This window comes from Thiohalorhabdus sp. (assembly GCF_036628635.1).
Taxonomy (GTDB): domain Bacteria; phylum Pseudomonadota; class Gammaproteobacteria; order Thiohalorhabdales; family Thiohalorhabdaceae; genus Thiohalorhabdus.
The window spans coordinates 28,029-42,732 of record NZ_JAZKRM010000016.1; the positions used below are offsets into that span (position 1 = coordinate 28,029).

General features: G+C 68.7%; 16 protein-coding genes and 1 pseudogene. 12 read left to right on the forward strand and 5 right to left on the reverse strand.

Annotated elements, in window-relative coordinates:
* The first annotated feature begins 316 nt into the window (after window positions 1–316).
* The 5 genes and pseudogenes from V5A19_RS14345 to V5A19_RS07205 all read left to right on the forward strand — a co-directional run bounded on the left by V5A19_RS14345 (window position 317) and on the right by V5A19_RS07205 (window position 3,980).
* Window positions 317–1,650, forward strand: a pseudogene (locus tag V5A19_RS14345) (sodium:solute symporter family transporter).
* Window positions 1,647–1,823 (forward strand): hypothetical protein, encoded by a 177-nt coding sequence (locus tag V5A19_RS07190; RefSeq protein WP_332318466.1) that lies wholly within the window; start codon window positions 1,647–1,649, stop codon window positions 1,821–1,823. Before V5A19_RS14345 ends, V5A19_RS07190 begins: the two are co-directional and overlap by 4 nt.
* Window positions 1,824–1,919: 96 nt before the next feature.
* Complete coding sequence (locus V5A19_RS07195; RefSeq protein WP_332318465.1) at window positions 1,920–2,636, forward strand: hypothetical protein; 717 nt, start codon at window positions 1,920–1,922, stop codon at window positions 2,634–2,636.
* The gene (locus V5A19_RS07200; protein WP_332318464.1) at window positions 2,629–3,330 is read left to right on the forward strand and encodes an SDR family oxidoreductase; all 702 of its coding nucleotides are present in this window, start codon (window positions 2,629–2,631) and stop codon (window positions 3,328–3,330) included. Before V5A19_RS07195 ends, V5A19_RS07200 begins: the two co-directional genes overlap by 8 nt.
* The gene (locus tag V5A19_RS07205) at window positions 3,327–3,980 is read left to right on the forward strand and encodes a hypothetical protein (RefSeq protein WP_332318463.1); all 654 of its coding nucleotides are present in this window, start codon (window positions 3,327–3,329) and stop codon (window positions 3,978–3,980) included. The genes V5A19_RS07200 and V5A19_RS07205 overlap by 4 nt, the downstream gene beginning before the upstream one ends.
* A gap of 3 nt (window positions 3,981–3,983) precedes the next feature.
* On the opposite strand, the gene V5A19_RS07210 is transcribed toward V5A19_RS07205, so the two are convergent.
* Window positions 3,984–4,202 carry a hypothetical protein gene (locus tag V5A19_RS07210; protein WP_332318462.1) on the reverse strand — a complete coding sequence of 73 codons (219 nt, stop codon included), beginning with the start codon at window positions 4,200–4,202 and terminating at the stop codon, window positions 3,984–3,986.
* Complete coding sequence (locus V5A19_RS07215; RefSeq protein ID WP_332327748.1) at window positions 4,178–4,486, reverse strand: hypothetical protein; 309 nt, start codon at window positions 4,484–4,486, stop codon at window positions 4,178–4,180. The genes V5A19_RS07210 and V5A19_RS07215 overlap by 25 nt, the downstream gene beginning before the upstream one ends.
* Before the next feature lie 237 nt (window positions 4,487–4,723).
* On the opposite strand from V5A19_RS07215, the gene V5A19_RS07220 reads away from it, so the two are divergent.
* From V5A19_RS07220 to def, 4 genes are all read left to right on the forward strand, one after another.
* Window positions 4,724–8,995 carry a DEAD/DEAH box helicase gene (locus V5A19_RS07220; protein ID WP_332318460.1) on the forward strand — a complete coding sequence of 1,424 codons (4,272 nt, stop codon included), beginning with the start codon at window positions 4,724–4,726 and terminating at the stop codon, window positions 8,993–8,995.
* Between the two features lie 88 nt (window positions 8,996–9,083).
* Window positions 9,084–9,431: a c-type cytochrome gene (locus tag V5A19_RS07225; protein WP_332318459.1), complete on the forward strand. Its 348-nt coding sequence runs from the start codon at window positions 9,084–9,086 to the stop codon at window positions 9,429–9,431.
* Window positions 9,432–9,551: 120 nt separating this feature from the next.
* Entirely contained in the window at window positions 9,552–10,100 is a 549-nt protein-coding gene (locus tag V5A19_RS07230) for a c-type cytochrome (RefSeq protein ID WP_332318458.1), read from the forward strand.
* 77 nt (window positions 10,101–10,177) lie between these two features.
* The gene (gene def / locus V5A19_RS07235; protein ID WP_332318457.1) at window positions 10,178–10,708 is read left to right on the forward strand and encodes a peptide deformylase; all 531 of its coding nucleotides are present in this window, start codon (window positions 10,178–10,180) and stop codon (window positions 10,706–10,708) included.
* A 317-nt stretch (window positions 10,709–11,025) separates the two neighbouring features.
* Here def and V5A19_RS07240 read toward each other — a convergent pair whose 3' ends face one another.
* Both V5A19_RS07240 and V5A19_RS07245 read right to left on the reverse strand, forming a co-directional pair.
* Complete coding sequence (locus tag V5A19_RS07240; protein WP_332318456.1) at window positions 11,026–12,045, reverse strand: AIR synthase family protein; 1,020 nt, start codon at window positions 12,043–12,045, stop codon at window positions 11,026–11,028.
* An 83-nt stretch (window positions 12,046–12,128) separates the two neighbouring features.
* Complete coding sequence (locus V5A19_RS07245) at window positions 12,129–12,770, reverse strand: response regulator transcription factor (RefSeq protein ID WP_332318455.1); 642 nt, start codon at window positions 12,768–12,770, stop codon at window positions 12,129–12,131.
* Between the two features lie 300 nt (window positions 12,771–13,070).
* Between V5A19_RS07245 and V5A19_RS07250 the strand changes: the two genes are divergently transcribed.
* The 3 genes from V5A19_RS07250 (at window position 13,071) to V5A19_RS07260 (ending at window position 14,072) form a co-directional block, all read left to right on the forward strand.
* Window positions 13,071–13,244, forward strand: a complete 174-nt coding sequence (locus tag V5A19_RS07250; protein WP_332318454.1) for a hypothetical protein — start codon at window positions 13,071–13,073, stop codon at window positions 13,242–13,244.
* On the forward strand, window positions 13,241–13,372 hold the full coding sequence (locus tag V5A19_RS07255; RefSeq protein WP_332318453.1) for a hypothetical protein: 132 nt from the start codon (window positions 13,241–13,243) through the stop codon (window positions 13,370–13,372). The genes V5A19_RS07250 and V5A19_RS07255 overlap by 4 nt, the downstream gene beginning before the upstream one ends.
* Before the next feature lie 244 nt (window positions 13,373–13,616).
* Complete coding sequence (locus tag V5A19_RS07260) at window positions 13,617–14,072, forward strand: CBS domain-containing protein (RefSeq protein ID WP_332318452.1); 456 nt, start codon at window positions 13,617–13,619, stop codon at window positions 14,070–14,072.
* Window positions 14,073–14,095: 23 nt separating this feature from the next.
* Here the strand turns inward: V5A19_RS07260 and V5A19_RS07265 are convergent, their stop codons facing one another.
* Entirely contained in the window at window positions 14,096–14,635 is a 540-nt protein-coding gene (locus V5A19_RS07265; RefSeq protein WP_332318451.1) for a THUMP domain-containing protein, read from the reverse strand.
* Window positions 14,636–14,704 lie beyond the last annotated feature (69 nt).

Consider the following 14,704-nt stretch of genomic DNA (forward strand, 5'->3'; position numbering starts at 1 on the left):
CAAAGGGCTCCAACGCTTGCTCGTGCTGAACGACCCAATTTGACCGTGCCTTGTGGGTGTGGGGTATCGACCCAACCCTAAACGGCCGTCGCTTTCTAATGGAACCCCCTCCCTGGCCCAGCTGCGCGCCCCCCGACCGCCCCGAATCCGTGCTTTGGAAAAACCCGGGGAAGCGTTTACCGGTACCCGGAGGCCAACTGCTTGCCTCGATTTCCGGATCGCGACACCCTGTCGGCCTTGTCCGGGAAGCGAGGTCGCGTTGGACCCATCCACAGGCATACTGTTCTGGGCCTTCCTCGGCCTTTACGGCTTGGTGATGGTGGCGGTGGCGCCGCGGGCGGTCACCGCCGGGGCCTTCTTCAGCGGGCGCGATCGGACGGGACGGGCAGTCTCGCCCTGGGCGCTTACCGGCTCCATCTTCATCAGCTGGATCTTCGCCAAGTCGGTGACCAATGCCGCCAACCTGGGTGCGGCCCACGGCTTCATGGGCGGCCTGGCCTACGCCTGCTACTGGCTGGCCATCCCTGTCGCCGGTTGGGTGATCTACCGGCTGCCCACCCGGGAGGGCGCCACGGGGCTGGTGCCCTTCCTGGTCGCCCGCTACGGCCGGGCCGCCGCGGCGGGCTTCGCCCTGGCCATCCTCATCCGGCTGTACAACGAGGTCTGGAGCAATACCGCCGTGGTGGGCGCCTACTTCGGCGCCCCGGGGAGCCCCGCCTACATCGGCGCCGCCCTGGCCTTCACCGGGCTCACGCTGGCCTACTGCCTCAAAGGCGGCCTGCGTGGCGCCATCCTCACCGACGGCATCCAAGCGGTGCTGTTCGCCCTGCTGCTGGGCTGGGTGCTGTTCCTGATCATCCCCGGCCACGGCCCGGCGGCTCTGGCCACCGCTGGGGGGTTCGGCCTGGCCGGCGGCGCCGACCTGCTGCTGGTGGCCCTGCTGCAGGTATTGTCCTACCCCTTCCACGACCCCGTGCTCACCGACCGTGGCTTCCTCACCGACGAGCGCACCATGCTGCGGGCCTTCGTTGTGGCCGGGCTCCTGGGCTTCGTCGCCATTCTGGCGTCAGCCTGGTGGGTGTGCACGCCCGCCTAAGCGGTCTGGAAACCGGCACCAACACCCCCGGCACCGTGGCGGGGGCGCTGGGCACGGCGGCCTTGTTCGTGGTCACCGCCATCATGATCACGTCGGCGGGCTCCACCCTGGATTCCGCCCTGGCCGCCCTGACCCGGCTAGGCGCCCAGGACCTCGCGGGTTTGGTCCAGCGGCCCCGGCAGCGGCCCTCGGTGCGCACCGCCATGATCCTCATGATCGCTTTCGCCCTGGCCGGCAATCTGCCCATACTGGTGTGAACCGAGATCCTCAAGGCCACCACCCTGAGCGGCACCATGATGATGGGTCTGGCACCGGTTTTCCTGCTCCACCGGCTGACCGGCTACGCCCCCGCGGCCTTCCATCTGAGCTTCTGGCCCGGCGTGGCCGTGGGGGTTACCCTGGCGGGCGATGGGCTGCCCGGGGCCCTGGCCATCGGCGACGGCGACTACGCCGCCCTGCTCGGGGCCAACGTGTACGGGCTGGCCCTGTGCACGCTTGGCTACCTGGCACCGCTGGCCCTTGCCCGGCGCCGGGCGCCGAGGGCGTCGCCATGACCGATCCCGGCCGGTACTGTCCCCTCCACTACCGTTACCGCCCGGAGCACCTCCGCCGCCCGCCCGAGCTGGCGGCGGAGGTGCTCTATGTGGTGGGCGGCCTTTACGGCAATCTCGAAGCCCTGACGGCGGTGCGAGCCCTGGCCGCCCGCGAGCCGGTGGCGCCCGCCTAGGTCTTCAATGGCGACTGCCATTGGCTCGACACCGACCCCGAACGCTTCGCCGCCGTCCAGGAGGGGGTTGCGGCCCATACCCTCACCCAGGGCAATGTGGAGGCGGAGCTGGCCAATCCCGACCCGGCGGCGGGGTGCGGCTGCGCCTACCCCGAATGGGTGGATACCGGCACCGTGGCCCGCTCCAATCGGATCATGGCGCAGCTGGCGGTCACGGCCGAGCAATTCCCCCGATGGCGGCGGGAGCTGGGCCAGCTGCCCCGACATATGGTGGCCGAGGTGGGGGGACGGCGCGTGGGCATCGTCCACGGCGACACCCGCTCGCTTGCCGGGTGGGACCTGGCCGCCGAGCGCATGGCCCATCCCGCCCACCGCGAGCACATGGCCCGCGAGCTGTACCGGACGGGGGTGACGGTGCTGGCTTCCAGCCACACCTGCCGACCCGTGGCCATGGCCCTGCCCAGCCCGGACGGGACCGGCATGGTGATCAACAATGGCGCCGCCGGCATGCCAAACTTCCGTGAGCGGCGCGAGGGCCTGCTCACCCGCATCGCCACGTGGCCGCCCACGGCCGTTCCGAGCCTATACGGCGGCCGCTGCGGCCCCCTGTATGGGGACGCGGTGGCCATCCCCTACGACGACCAGGCGTTCCGGCGGGCCTTCGTCCGGGCTTGGCCACCGGGATCCCCCGCCCACCTCTCGTACTGGGCGCGGCTAACCGGCCAGACCGGGGACACCCTCTCGGACGCCACCGGCCCGGGCTTCGAGCTCAGCCCGGCGGTGGCCGCGGTCACAGGAGCGAAGCATGGCTGAACCGGACCTGACGGGCCGCGTGATCCTGATAACCGGGGCCTCGCGCGGCATCGGCTTTGCCACCGCGCGGCGGGCCCTGGAGGCCGGCGCGCGGGTGGTTCTGGGCTCGAAGACCACCGAACGGCTGGCGGCGGCCGCCGAGGAGCTGGCCCCCTACGGCGAGCTCATCCATCGAGCCGTGGACGTGGCCCACTACGACGCCGTGGAGGCCTTCGTGAGCTTGGCCCTGGAGCGCTTCGGGCGCATCGACGTCCTGGTCAATAATGCCGGCGTGGCCTGGGCGGGGGATTTCGCCGACATGCCCCCGGCGGCGATCGATGCGGCGGTAACGGTGAACGTCGGGGGCGTGCTCCACGGCACCCGAGCGGCTTTGCCGACCATGCGCGAGCAGGGCTCGGGGACGGTGATCAACATCTCCTCGGGCGCGGGTCGGACCGGGATCCCGGGTCTGGCGGCCTATTCCGCCACCAAGTCCGCGGTCAACGGCTTTACCGAGGCGCTAGCCGGGGAGCTGGAGGGCTCCGGGATGGAGGTCTTTGCCGTCTGCCCGGGGCGGGTGGCCACCGACATGCAGGAAACGGTGTCCGGCCGGCGTCAGGGCGTACCACCCGAGCGGGTCGCCGAGGCGGTGCTCGGCCTGCTCGGGCCGCGGCCGCCGATCCGCCCCGGCCAATGTCTGGAGGTGATTCAATGAGAACGGGAACCATTCTGATAGCGGCGCTGGCGGCGATTCTCGCCGGGCCAGCCAATGCGGCCGAGGACGGGCCCATCCGCGGCCTGGAATGCGAGCGCACCGGTGACGGCGGCGCCCGCTTCATGGGCCGGACCGAGCTGGGCGAAGACACCCGCCTGCGTTTGATGGTCCACCATCCGCAAAGCGGCTACCGGAACTGGAGCGGGCCCATGGCAGTAGCCGATGGCAACTTCGCCTCGGATGCGCTGTATGACCAAGCCTTTCCTTTGCCGCCCGGACTCTACCGGGTAACGGTGATGGCGATGGGCTCCGGTGAGAAGCCTGAGGCCCTGGCCCAGAGGTCGGTGCAGCTGGGCCCCATGTCCCGCACCGGCCGGGCGGTGGCGCTTCTGGACGGGGCGGATTTCTCGCCGGATTGCAAGTACCCCACCGCCCCCTTCCGCGCCAACTTCGACCAATTCTTCAGCTCCGGGTACAGCCTGCAGGTGGAGGAATGGCGGCTGTTCGTTGGGGCCGACGACGTCGAGCGGCTGATGCTGGTCTACTCTTTCGACGGGGTTGGCCGAGCGGAAGCGATCTGGGAGGTGGATCTGAGCTCCGGCAATGTGGCGCACGCCAATACCGAGGCGCGCCGGCTGTCCTGCCTGTAGCATTCAGTCCACGGGAATCCGGGTGTAGCTCTGGGCGCCGTAACCCGCCATAGCGATGAAGTCATTGGTTACCTTCTCAATCCCCGGCAATAGCGGCTTGTCCGCCCTACCTTGACGCCGGAGTGCGAGGTTGCAGGCCTGGAGGCGCACCCGGGGGAGCTTTTGCAGCCGATCCAGCTTGTTGCGGACCTCTTGGCTCAGGCCCACGGCCTCGAAGGGCACCCCCACCCCCGATCGCGGGCAAGCAGGCGCACCGCCTTGCCCCGAGAGTCCAGGGCCATGTGCGGCCGGCAATCGAGCCGCTTGAAGCCCTCATAGGTATCCAGCAAGACCGTCGCCCAGTTGCTCGAGCGCATGGCGTCGGACTCGCGGATATGCCACAGGCGCTGTCCGCCGGACACCTCGGCCGGGGCTTCGGCGCCCCTGCGAAGCTCCGGACTGGCCGGAGCCAAGGCGGGCCCGCCCCGCAACCGGCCAAACAGCGTTAGAGACAGGATCCGTGGCATGAACGGACTCCCTTGGGATGGTGGGTGCCACTGCTATATTGGCCCCGAGAGCGATCGGGCGGCAACGCCTGTGGTCCCATCCCATGTAGGGCGAAATGGCGGGCCCTAGCGCGCAGCTGTGTCGGGAATTCCCAAGAGGCAGCGGGCTTTGGGCAGGCGGGGTCTTGCGAACGCCCTCGCCCCAATACCCTCCAAGGTCCTAAGATGGGCCTCCGCCGCCAACCGAACTGACGCCGCATGCCCCTGGAAACCTTCCATCCCGCTGTCCGCAACTGGTTCGAGGCCTCCCTTGGCGCCCCTACCGGGGTCCAGGCCGAGGCCTGGCCGTCCATCGCCGGGGGCCGCCACACCCTCATCGCCGCCCCCACTGGCTCCGGCAAGACCCTGGCCGCCTTCCTCGCGGTCATCGATTACCTGGTCCAGCGGGCCCAGGACGGGCCGTTGCCGGATGCCGTGCAGGTGGTCTACGTCTCGCCGCTGAAGGCCCTGTCCAACGACATCCAGAAGAATCTAGAGGTGCCTCTGGCCGCCATCGAGGGCGAGCTGGAACGCCGTGGCGCTAGCGAGGCAGGCATCCGTACCCTGGTCCGCACCGGCGATACGCCCCGGTCGCAGCGCGACGCCATGCGCAAACGCCCGCCCCATGTCCTGGTCACCACCCCCGAATCCCTCTACATCATGCTGACTTCGGAGTCGGGGCGGGCCATGCTGGGCTCGACGCGCACGGCCATCGTCGACGAGATCCACGCCCTCGCCGCCTCCAAGCGTGGCAGCCACTTGGCCCTTTCCCTGGAGCGCCTGGAGACCCTCACCGATCGACCCTTGACCCGGATCGGCCTGTCCGCCACCCAGAAGCCCATCCATGAGGTAGCCCGCTTCCTGGTGGGCAGCCGCCATGTGGACGGCTTTGCGGAGCCGGACTGCCGCATCATCGACGCCGGCCATTTCCGCACCGCCGACCTGGCCGTGGAGGTCCCCGACTCTCCCCTCGAGGCGGTGATGGCCAACGAGGTGTGGGAAGAAGTCTATAACCGCCTCCAGACCCTGGCCGGCGCGCATCGCACCACCCTGGTGTTCGCCAACACCCGGCGCATGACCGAGCGCGTGGCCCGCCACGTGGGCGAGCGCCTGGGCGAGGACCAGGTCATGGCCCACCACGGCAGCCTCTCCCGGCAGCGCCGCCTGGAGGCCGAGCGGGCGCTCAAGCACGGCGAGATCCGGGTATTGGTGGCCACGGCCTCGCTGGAGCTGGGCATCGACATCGGCGAGGTGGAGCTAGTAATCCAGCTCGGCTCCACCCGCACCATCGCCAATTTCCTGCAGCGGGTGGGTCGCTCCGGCCACCATGTTGACGCCGTGCCCAAGGGCCGGCTGTTTCCGATATCCCGCGACGACCTGGTGGAGTGCCTGGCCCTGGTCCGCGCCGCCCGCGACGGCGAACTGGATCGCCTGGAGCTTCCCGAGGCGCCTTTGGAAGTCCTGGCCCAGCAGATCGCCGCCGAGGTAGCCGCCGCCGGTGAGTGGTCCACGGATGCCCTGTTCGAGCTGGCGCGCGGGGCCTACGCTTACCGCGCCCTGACCCGGGCCGACTTCGACGCCACCGCGGCCATGCTAACCGAGGGCTTCGCCACCGGCCGCGGCCGGCGCGGCGCCATGGTCCATCACGACCCGATCAACGGCATCCTCCGGCCCCGCCGCGGCACCCGCCTAACCGCCATGACCTGCGCCGGCACCATCCCCGATCAGGGCGATTTCGATGTAGTGCTGGAGCCGGAGGGCCAGGTCATCGGCTCGGTGAACGAGGACTTTGCACTGGAGGCAGTGGGCGGCGACATCTTCCAGCTCGGCAATCACTCCTACCGCTTCCTGCGCGTTCAGGCCGGCCGGGTCCGAGTGGAGGACGCCGCCGGCCAGCCGCCGTCGCTGCCTTTCTGGTTCGGCGACGCCCCGGGCCGGTCGGAGGAGCTCACCGGCTACGTCTCCGAGCTTCGCCGCGGGGTGGAAGAACGGATTGGCCCCCAGGGCACCGCCCTGGAGCCGGCCATCGCCTGGCTCACCGAAACCGATGGCGTCCCCCGCGCCGCCGCGGAGCAGGCAGTGACCTACCTTGCCGCCGCTCGTAACGCCCTGGGCGCCCTGCCCACCCTGGACACCGTGATTTTCGAGCGCTTCTTCGACGAGTCCGGCGGCATGCAGCTGCTGGTGCACTCACCCTTCGGCAGCCGGGTCAACAAGGCCTGGGGTCTGGCCCTGCGCAAGCGCTTCTGTCGCAAGTTCAATTTCGAGCTGCAGGCGGCGGCCCTGGAGGACACCGTCATCCTGTCCCTGGCCACGGCCCACAGCTTCCCGCTGGAGGAGGTGGCCCGCTACCTGTCGCCGGAGACCGTGCGCGAGGTGCTGGTCCAGGCCCTGCTCGGGGCGCCGCTGTTTCCCACCCGCTGGCGATGGAACGCCAACACCGCCCTTGCCATCCGGCGCTTCCGCAACGGCGGTCGCACCCCGCCCCAGCTCCAGCGCATGGAGGCCGAGGACCTCATGGCGGCGGTGTTCCCCGACCAGATCGCCTGCGTCGAGAACCTCGGCGGCGACCGCGAGGTTCCTGACCACCCGCTGGTGAACCAGACCCTCCACGACTGCCTTGGCGATGCCATGGACCTGGATGGGCTTCAGCGGGTCCTGGGCGGGCTGCGGACGGGGACCATCCGTCTGGTGACCGCGGACCTTACCGAGCCCAGCCCCCTTGCCCACGAGATATTGAATGCCCGGCCCTACGCCTTCCTGGACGACGCCCCAGCGGAGGAGCGCCGCACCCGCATGGTCCAGGCACGGCGCTTCCTGGCCCCCGCCGATGCCGCCGAGCTGGGCCAGCTGGATGCCGAGGCCATCACCCGGGTCCAGGAGGAGGCTTGGCCCGAGGTGCGCGACCGCGACGAGCTCCACGACGCCCTGGCCGTGCTGGGCACGGTTACCGCCGAGGAGGGAACGGCTTCGGGCTGGGAGGGCTGGCTCCGCGCCCTGCAAGAGGAAGGGCGGGCCGGCACCCTGACTCCGGCGGACGGCCAGACCCTTTGGCTGGCGGTGGAGCGCCTGCCCCAGCTACGCGCGGTGCACCCGGAGGCGCCGCTGGCGCCGGCGGGATGGACGCATCCGGATGAGGCAAAGGGCTGGTACCGGGACAGCGCCCTGCGCGAGCTGGTGCGCGGCCGGCTGGAGGGCCTGGGGCCCACCACCGCCGCGGCCCAGGCGCAGGCCCTGGGCGTTGCCACCCATGCGGTAGAGGCAGCCCTGACCGCCCTGGAGACCGAGGGAAGCGTCTTCCGTGGCCGTTTCACACCCGAAGCGGCCAACGAGCAATGGTGCGAGCGTCGCCTGCTGGCCCGTATCCACAAGAACACCCTCGACCGCCTGCGCCAGGCCATCGAGCCGGCGGAACCGGCCGACTACATCCGCTTTCTGATCGAGTGGCAGGGACTGACCAAGACCGATGACGAGACCGCCCCCGAAGGGCCCGAGGCACTGCTGGCGTTGATCGAGCAGCTGGAGGGCTTCGAAGCCCCGGCGGCGACATGGGAGTCGGAGATCCTGCCAGCCCGGCTACCGGGCTACGATCCCCAATGGCTGGATCAACTTTGCCTGTCCGGGCGGGTGGTTTGGGCCCGCCTGACCCCGCCCGCCGCGGCCCACGGCCGGGCCCGGCGGGCCGGGGCCATACGCACCACGCCGGTGGCCCTGCTGCAGCGCAAGAACCTGCCCGACTGGAAGGCCCTGGCAGCAGGATTTCAGGGGAGTAACGAGGCACTGTCCGGCAAGGCGGCCAAGGTGGGGGCATGCTTAGAGGAGCGCGGCGCCCAGTTCTTCGACGAGCTAGTGAGCTGCGCCGGCATGCTGCGCACCGAAGTAGAGGGGGCCCTAGGGGAGCTGGTGGCCTGGGGCCGGGCCACCAGCGACAGCTTCGCTGGCCTGCGCGCCCTGCTTGCCCCCACCGACAACCACCAATCCGGGCGACGGGGTCGGCGCCGCCGGATAACCGGCAACCCGACGCGGCAGGTTGAGGAGGCCGGGCGCTGGGCTCCCTTGGCGCCGCCACCGATTGCAGGGGAAAAGCGGGACCCGGCCGCCGTGGAAGCCGCCGCCTGGACCCTGCTCGAGCGCTACGGCGTGGTCTTTCGCACCCTACTGGCCCGCGAGCCGGCCTGGCTGCCGCCCTGGCGCGAGCTTCTGGCGGTCTATCACCGCCTGGAGGACCGGGGTGAGGTGCGCGGCGGGCGCTTCGTGGCCGGTTTCTGGGGCGAGCAGTTCGCCCTGCCCCAGGCCGTTTCCGCTCTGCGCGACCAGCGCCGGCACGGCGAGGAGGGCCGGACGGTGCAGGTGGCCGCCACCGACCCCCTCAACCTGGTCGGCATCCTGACCCCGGGTGAGCGGGTAGCGGCCCGGGCAGGGGCACGTATCCCCTTCCGTGACGGCGTACCGCAGGAAGCCGTCGCCCGGTCCGGGTCCGGCGGCCTGTAGGGTTCTCGGATAAGGGATTGCACCCTCTGAGGTGTTCCCGTAGAAAGGACCCTCTGCATGCTTCCAATCTAGGGACAGGGGGAGAGCCATGCGCAAAGCCGTCGCGATCGGGGCCATCGGTCTCGGTGCCGCCCTACTCAGCGCCTCGGCCGCCGGCGCCGGCGACGGCAAGGCCGCGGCTCAGGATTTGGGCTGCACCGCTTGCCACGCCGCCCAAACCAAGCTGGTGGGTCCCTCCTACCAAGCCGTCTCCGAAAAATACGGCGCCGACCAGGGCAGCATTCTCGAGCGCATTAAAATGGCGGTAGAGAACGGCGCCTCGGGGACCTGGAGCGCCACCACCGGCGGCACACCCATGCCGCCCCAGCCCCAGGCCGCAGGCAAGACCGACAAGCTGGAGACCATCGCCGCCTGGATCGCCGCCATGGCCGACTAGCCCCGATCCCTAAGATCTCCGCCCGGGCAGGCTTGTTGCGGGAAGAACCGAATATGTCGTAATAGTTAAGGGACCACCCCCTATTTACCCACCCATACCCCCTTGCCTCAGGAGATCCGTATGAACGTCGCTCACAAGGCCCTATTGCTAACCCTCCCCTTGGCCCTTTTGGGGCTCGTTGCCTGCGACAGTGGCGAGCAGGCTTCCCAACAGGCTCCGGAAAAGAAGGCCGCTCCCGCCGAGGAATCCACCTCGGCCAACCAGCCGGAGAAAACGACGGCCAAGGCCGAGGGGGACGAGGAGCCGGCGGCTTCCGGCGACAATGGGCAGGTGGCCGAATCCGAACCCGAACCGGAGTCGGAACCCTCCGAGCCGACCACGGTGGCCGCATCCGACAATGGCAAGAAGGCCGCCCAAGATCTTGGCTGCACGGCTTGCCATACCGCAACCACCCAACTGGTGGGACCCTCTTACCAGGCGGTGGCCCAACGGTACAACGGTGACAAGGCTAAGATCGCCGAGCGCATGAAAATGGCGGTTGAAGACGGCGCCTCGGGCAACTGGAGCGATGTCACCGGGGGCACGCCCATGCCGGCTCAGCCCCAGGCCGCCGACAAGCCGGACCAGCTCGACGCCATAGCCGGCTGGATCGCCGGTATGGGGGATTAATTCCACTTCCACCGGGTCTAAGAAGCCACCGAGCGCGTCGCTTCTAGGCCCATTAGCGACCAGGGAGATAGGGTGGCATGACCGTTCGCACGGTGCTTCGGATGGGTGATCCGCGCCTGCTGGCTCCGGCGGAGCCGGTCGCCGATCTGGACACCCCTGAGCTGCACAAGCTCGTGGGCGATCTGTGGGAGACCATGGCGGCCAATCAGGGCGTGGGCCTGGCAGCGCCCCAGATCGGGATCGGCCTCCGCGTGGTGGTGTTTGCCGTGAGCGCTAACCCGCGTTACCCCCAAGCCGAACCGATCCCGCCCACCGCCCTGGTCAATCCCAACCTCCACCCCCTCTCGGAGGCCCGGGCCGAGGACTGGGAAGGCTGCCTCAGCCTTCCCGGCCTAGGCGGAGTGGTCCCCCGCTACCCCCGGCTGCGCTACACCGGCTTCACCCCCGAGGGCGAGCCCCTTGACCGGGAGGTTACCGACTTCCACGCACGGGTGGTCCAGCACGAATGCGACCACATCGACGGCGTCCTCTACCCCATGCGCATGCCGGACCTGAGTCGATTCGGCTTTACCGAGGAACTGGCCGAACAACGCAGCCAGGAGCTTTAGCCTAAACCCCCTTGAAAAGCCCACCTGTCGCCGGGAATTCTCCCGCAGAGATGGGCGCACGATCCGTGATCGGGCGGACGGAACCAGGGGGTGGCATAAGGCAACCAACCCCAGCCGCAACGCCGCCGGTCCCATCCGGCCCAATGAGACCGGTAACCATCGGGCCGGCCTTACAGGTAGAAGCGCGAGTGCCCCTGAAGGAGTTCGACACGAGCGCCAGCCTGTTCTGGATAGCCAGGTCCGGGTTCCCACCAGCACCGGGCCAGCGGTTAGCCCGTCTGTCCTGCCACCGCTCCCGACCTTCGCCGCAACACCGTCTACCCCTCATAGACCTTGCCAATCTCGTCCCGATCGGGCCGATCCAACGGCCCGCCGCCGGCTTCCCCGGCCCGACTCACGGCTGTGGGATCGGCCTTTACTTCACCGAGGTCGCTGCAAGGGATGCCAGCCTCCGCCAGGGCCTGACCTATTCCTTCCGCCTCCGAAGCGGGGGAGGTAAGCAGTAGGGCACCGGAGGCGATGGTGGCTAGGGGGGCCAGCCCGAAGTACCGGCACACGCGCCGGGCCAAATCAGGCACCGGGACCCGCTCCGTGTCTACTTCCAGAGACCGGCCGCTCGCCTCGGCCAGCTCCCAAAGGGCGGTCGCCAGGCCGCCCTCCGTAGGGTCATGCATGGCGGTTACCCGACCGGCACCGGTAGCGACCCGAGCGTCTTCCAGGACGTCGATGCCGGGGTCGGTCGGGAAATCCCGGGCGCGGGCAAGCTCCTCCCCCGACAGCACCCCGGTTAGTCGGTCGCCGAGCTCCCCGGCAAGAATGGCCGTGCCCTCGATGGGCACCCCCTTGGTAAGCAGGATGCGGTCTCCCGGCATGGCGCCCCTCGGGGTTACCAACCGGTCCCGGGAAACCTCGCCCACCAAGGCGCCCACGGCGATGGGCCGGTCCAGCCCATGGGTGACCTCGGTATGCCCCCCGATGACAGCGATTCCGGCCTTCCGGCAGGCCTCGAAGATCGGGTCGTTGATGGCCTGGGCCCGTTCTGGCGGGGTTCCTCCCTCCGGAAGCAGTAGGGTCAGCAGTAGCCAACTGGGCTCCGCAGCCGTGGTGGCGATATCGTTGGTGTTGATCCGAACCAGGTACTCGCCGACGTCGTCGGCGACGAAAGTGATGGGGTCGGACTTGAAGACCAGCAACCGGTCGCCTCCGGTATCCACAACCCCGCAGTCCATGCCTGGGCCCGGGCCAACCAGGACGCGAGGATCTTCGCACGGGGCACGAGCGAGCAGGGAGGCCATGAGCTGGTAAGGGAGCTTACCCACGGGGAGGGATTCGCTCATGGTCAGCTCCTGCGTAGGGCCAACGGGGAAGCCTACCCGCTCCCAGGCGGAGGCGACCGGCGCGGCAACCGCTCCTGCCGGTCCTAGGAGCTCCCGTTCAGGACGTCGCTTCCGGCCTCGTAGATCATCTGCACCAGCTCCGGGGACGACTTGGCCCCCATCTTGGTCATGACCCGGCCGCGGTGGACCTCCACCGTCTTTGGCGACAGACCCAGCTTGGCCGCGATGGCCTTGCTGGAAAGCCCGTCCACCACGAGCCGGGCCACTTCCCACTCCCGAGGCGTGAGCCGTTCCATCCGGCGCCGCAGCCGGTCCCGCCAGGCCCCGGCGACCTGCTGCTGGCGATGGATATCGATGGCGTGCTGGACCGTCTCGATAAGCTGATGGGCGTTATAGGGCTTCTCGATGAACTCCAGGGCCCCCGATTTCATGGCCCGCACCGCCAGGGGAACATCGCCATGAGCGGTCAGGAACACCACGGGCACCGTTGCCCCCACCTCCTGCAGCCAATCCTGCAGGTCGAGGCCACTCATTCCCGGCATGCGGATGTCCAGCAGCAGGCAGGCGGGCTTGTGGTCGTCGAAAGCGGCCAGAAACGCGTGCGGGTCCTCGAAGGTACGGACCGAAAGATCCACCGACTCCAGCAGCCAGCGGACCGATTCCAAAACACCTGGATCGTCGTCGACGACGTACACGGTGGCTGCCGATTCCTTCGCCCCAGCCATACCACCTCCCGAAGTTCTTTCCCCGCTTCACGCAACCGGGGACCGGCAACGAGGGGAAACTCCAGGCCCGGACCCGGCCGGGTCCTAAAGCCCCCCGCCGGACTGAAAGGCCCACCCAATGGCCCTTAGGCACTCCCTGGCTCCTTTCCCGGCGATTCCCATCAGGAATCTACCTTACACGCCTAGGCTATCCTCCTTATTGGCCAGGGGAAAGTCGTGGCCTAAAAATGATCCATCGGGCCCGGGTTAATCGCCCGGCAACCGGCCCTGCTTTCCAAGACTCCAGATGAGGGAACGATCATGGCATCCCGTATAAGCAATTCGGAAAATCGCAACCTGGGCTATCTCATGGAGGGCAACCAGCTGATCGGGATGGTTAGCTTCCGACTGGACGAGGAGGCGGATTCCTGGGGCCATTCGCGCGTCTACGGCGACTTCGCCCTCAAGGGCCGCACCCCCGAGCCGATGAGGTGACTGGGGCCCTGATCATCCATTCCGTCCAGGGCTACAGCATCAACCTGGAGGTCACCCGGAACCTCCCCATGGACCGGTTCCAGTTCCGGATCCGGCGGGCCAAGGCACCCCCGGAAACGACTACCTAACCCTGACGGCGTGCTGCTTGCGCCTAGCCGCCCCCTGGGGGCCAAGGGGCCTACGCCAGGGGAACCGGCCTGGGGGCTCAAAGCCCCGCAGGAATTTCCCCCTGAGAGGCTCCGATCCTCTGGTCCCTCGCCGCCGCCTTCGCCACCCGGAGGGAGTTTCGGTGGTACCGTGCCTGGATGGATTCGGCATCGCGGCGGCTAGTGTCCTGTCGCTCCTTCCTGCCAGCATAGAGGCGGCACCCCCATGGCCATCGGCGAATATTGCAACCGCGAAGTCGTCATTACCGACCGCAGCCACTCCATCCGGGAGGCGGCCAAGCTCATGCGGGACCACCACGTGGGCGATCTGGTGGTTGTCGAGGAAATCTCTGAAGCCAAACGGAAACCGGTGGGCATCGTCACCGACCGCGACCTGGTACTGGAGGTTCTGGCCCAAGATGTTGGCCTGAACGAAGTGACCGTGGGCGACGTCATGAGCGCCGACCCCGCCCTGGCACACGCGGGCGATGACCTCTGGGAGACCCTGGTGCGCATGCGGAGCCGTGGGGTCCGCCGCCTGCCAGTGGTCAATGGCGAGGACATCCTTCAGGGAATCGTAACCGTGGACGACCTGCTGGAGGTATTCACGGAGCACCTCAACGACCTGGTGAAGGTGGTAACCAGGGAGCAGGAGCGGGAAACGGAACGCCGCAGCGATTGACCCTCCCTCGGGCTGCGCCCCTTTCAATCGAGGTTGAGGAAGGGATAACGGGCCCGTTCGATCCGCCCCCAACAGGCCACCCAGCCGCGCTGGGCCACCGTTTCCAGGTCCACGATCCAATCGGGATCGGCGAAATCCACCTCGGCCGAAGGCCCCCCTTCCGCCACACGCTCCTGGATCCAGCGGTCCAGCAGGCGCTCAACCTCCGGGCTGGCAATCCGCGCCTTGAACCCCCGCCGGTGCATGCGCACGTAGAAGCGGGTGCCCGCCAGGGTCTCCAGCCAGGGTGTCACCGCCCCCTTGGCCCGGGCCTCCAGCTCGGCCGGCGACTGGAAATGGAACAACCGCTCCAGCGGTGTCACGCGCCCAAGGACCCGGCTCAGGTTGGGGTCGGCCTCCCAGAGAACCAGCAGATCCTCGGCGAACGCCCGTACCTCGGGGACCCGCATGACGAGGCCATTGAAATAGTCCGTCCAGGCCACCGGGGCCAGCTCGCCCACGGCCCGGTGGGCTTCCTGGTACGCCCGGTCCCCTACCCTCGCCACCACATTCCAGTCCCGCAAGGGTCACCTCCGGCCGGATAAAAAAGGAGGGCCCTAAGGGGCCCTCCATTCCTTTTTACCCGGCCTTTC

Excerpts from the sequence above, each read along its gene's own strand:
- V5A19_RS07190 (WP_332318466.1), top strand. The coding sequence starts at position 1,647 with ATGACCGATCCCGGCCGGTACTGTCCCCTCCACTACCGTTACCGCCCG.
- V5A19_RS07200 (WP_332318464.1), top strand. The coding sequence starts at position 2,629 with ATGGCTGAACCGGACCTGACGGGCCGCGTGATCCTGATAACCGGGGCC.
- V5A19_RS07205 (WP_332318463.1), top strand. The coding sequence starts at position 3,327 with ATGAGAACGGGAACCATTCTGATAGCGGCGCTGGCGGCGATTCTCGCC.
- V5A19_RS07215 (WP_332327748.1), bottom strand. The coding sequence starts at position 4,486 with ATGCCACGGATCCTGTCTCTAACGCTGTTTGGCCGGTTGCGGGGCGGG.
- V5A19_RS07220 (WP_332318460.1), top strand. The coding sequence starts at position 4,724 with ATGCCCCTGGAAACCTTCCATCCCGCTGTCCGCAACTGGTTCGAGGCC.
- V5A19_RS07225 (WP_332318459.1), top strand. The coding sequence starts at position 9,084 with ATGCGCAAAGCCGTCGCGATCGGGGCCATCGGTCTCGGTGCCGCCCTA.
- V5A19_RS07230 (WP_332318458.1), top strand. The coding sequence starts at position 9,552 with ATGAACGTCGCTCACAAGGCCCTATTGCTAACCCTCCCCTTGGCCCTT.
- def (WP_332318457.1), top strand. The coding sequence starts at position 10,178 with ATGACCGTTCGCACGGTGCTTCGGATGGGTGATCCGCGCCTGCTGGCT.
- V5A19_RS07240 (WP_332318456.1), bottom strand. The coding sequence starts at position 12,045 with ATGAGCGAATCCCTCCCCGTGGGTAAGCTCCCTTACCAGCTCATGGCC.
- V5A19_RS07245 (WP_332318455.1), bottom strand. The coding sequence starts at position 12,770 with ATGGCTGGGGCGAAGGAATCGGCAGCCACCGTGTACGTCGTCGACGAC.
- V5A19_RS07250 (WP_332318454.1), top strand. The coding sequence starts at position 13,071 with ATGGCATCCCGTATAAGCAATTCGGAAAATCGCAACCTGGGCTATCTC.
- V5A19_RS07260 (WP_332318452.1), top strand. The coding sequence starts at position 13,617 with ATGGCCATCGGCGAATATTGCAACCGCGAAGTCGTCATTACCGACCGC.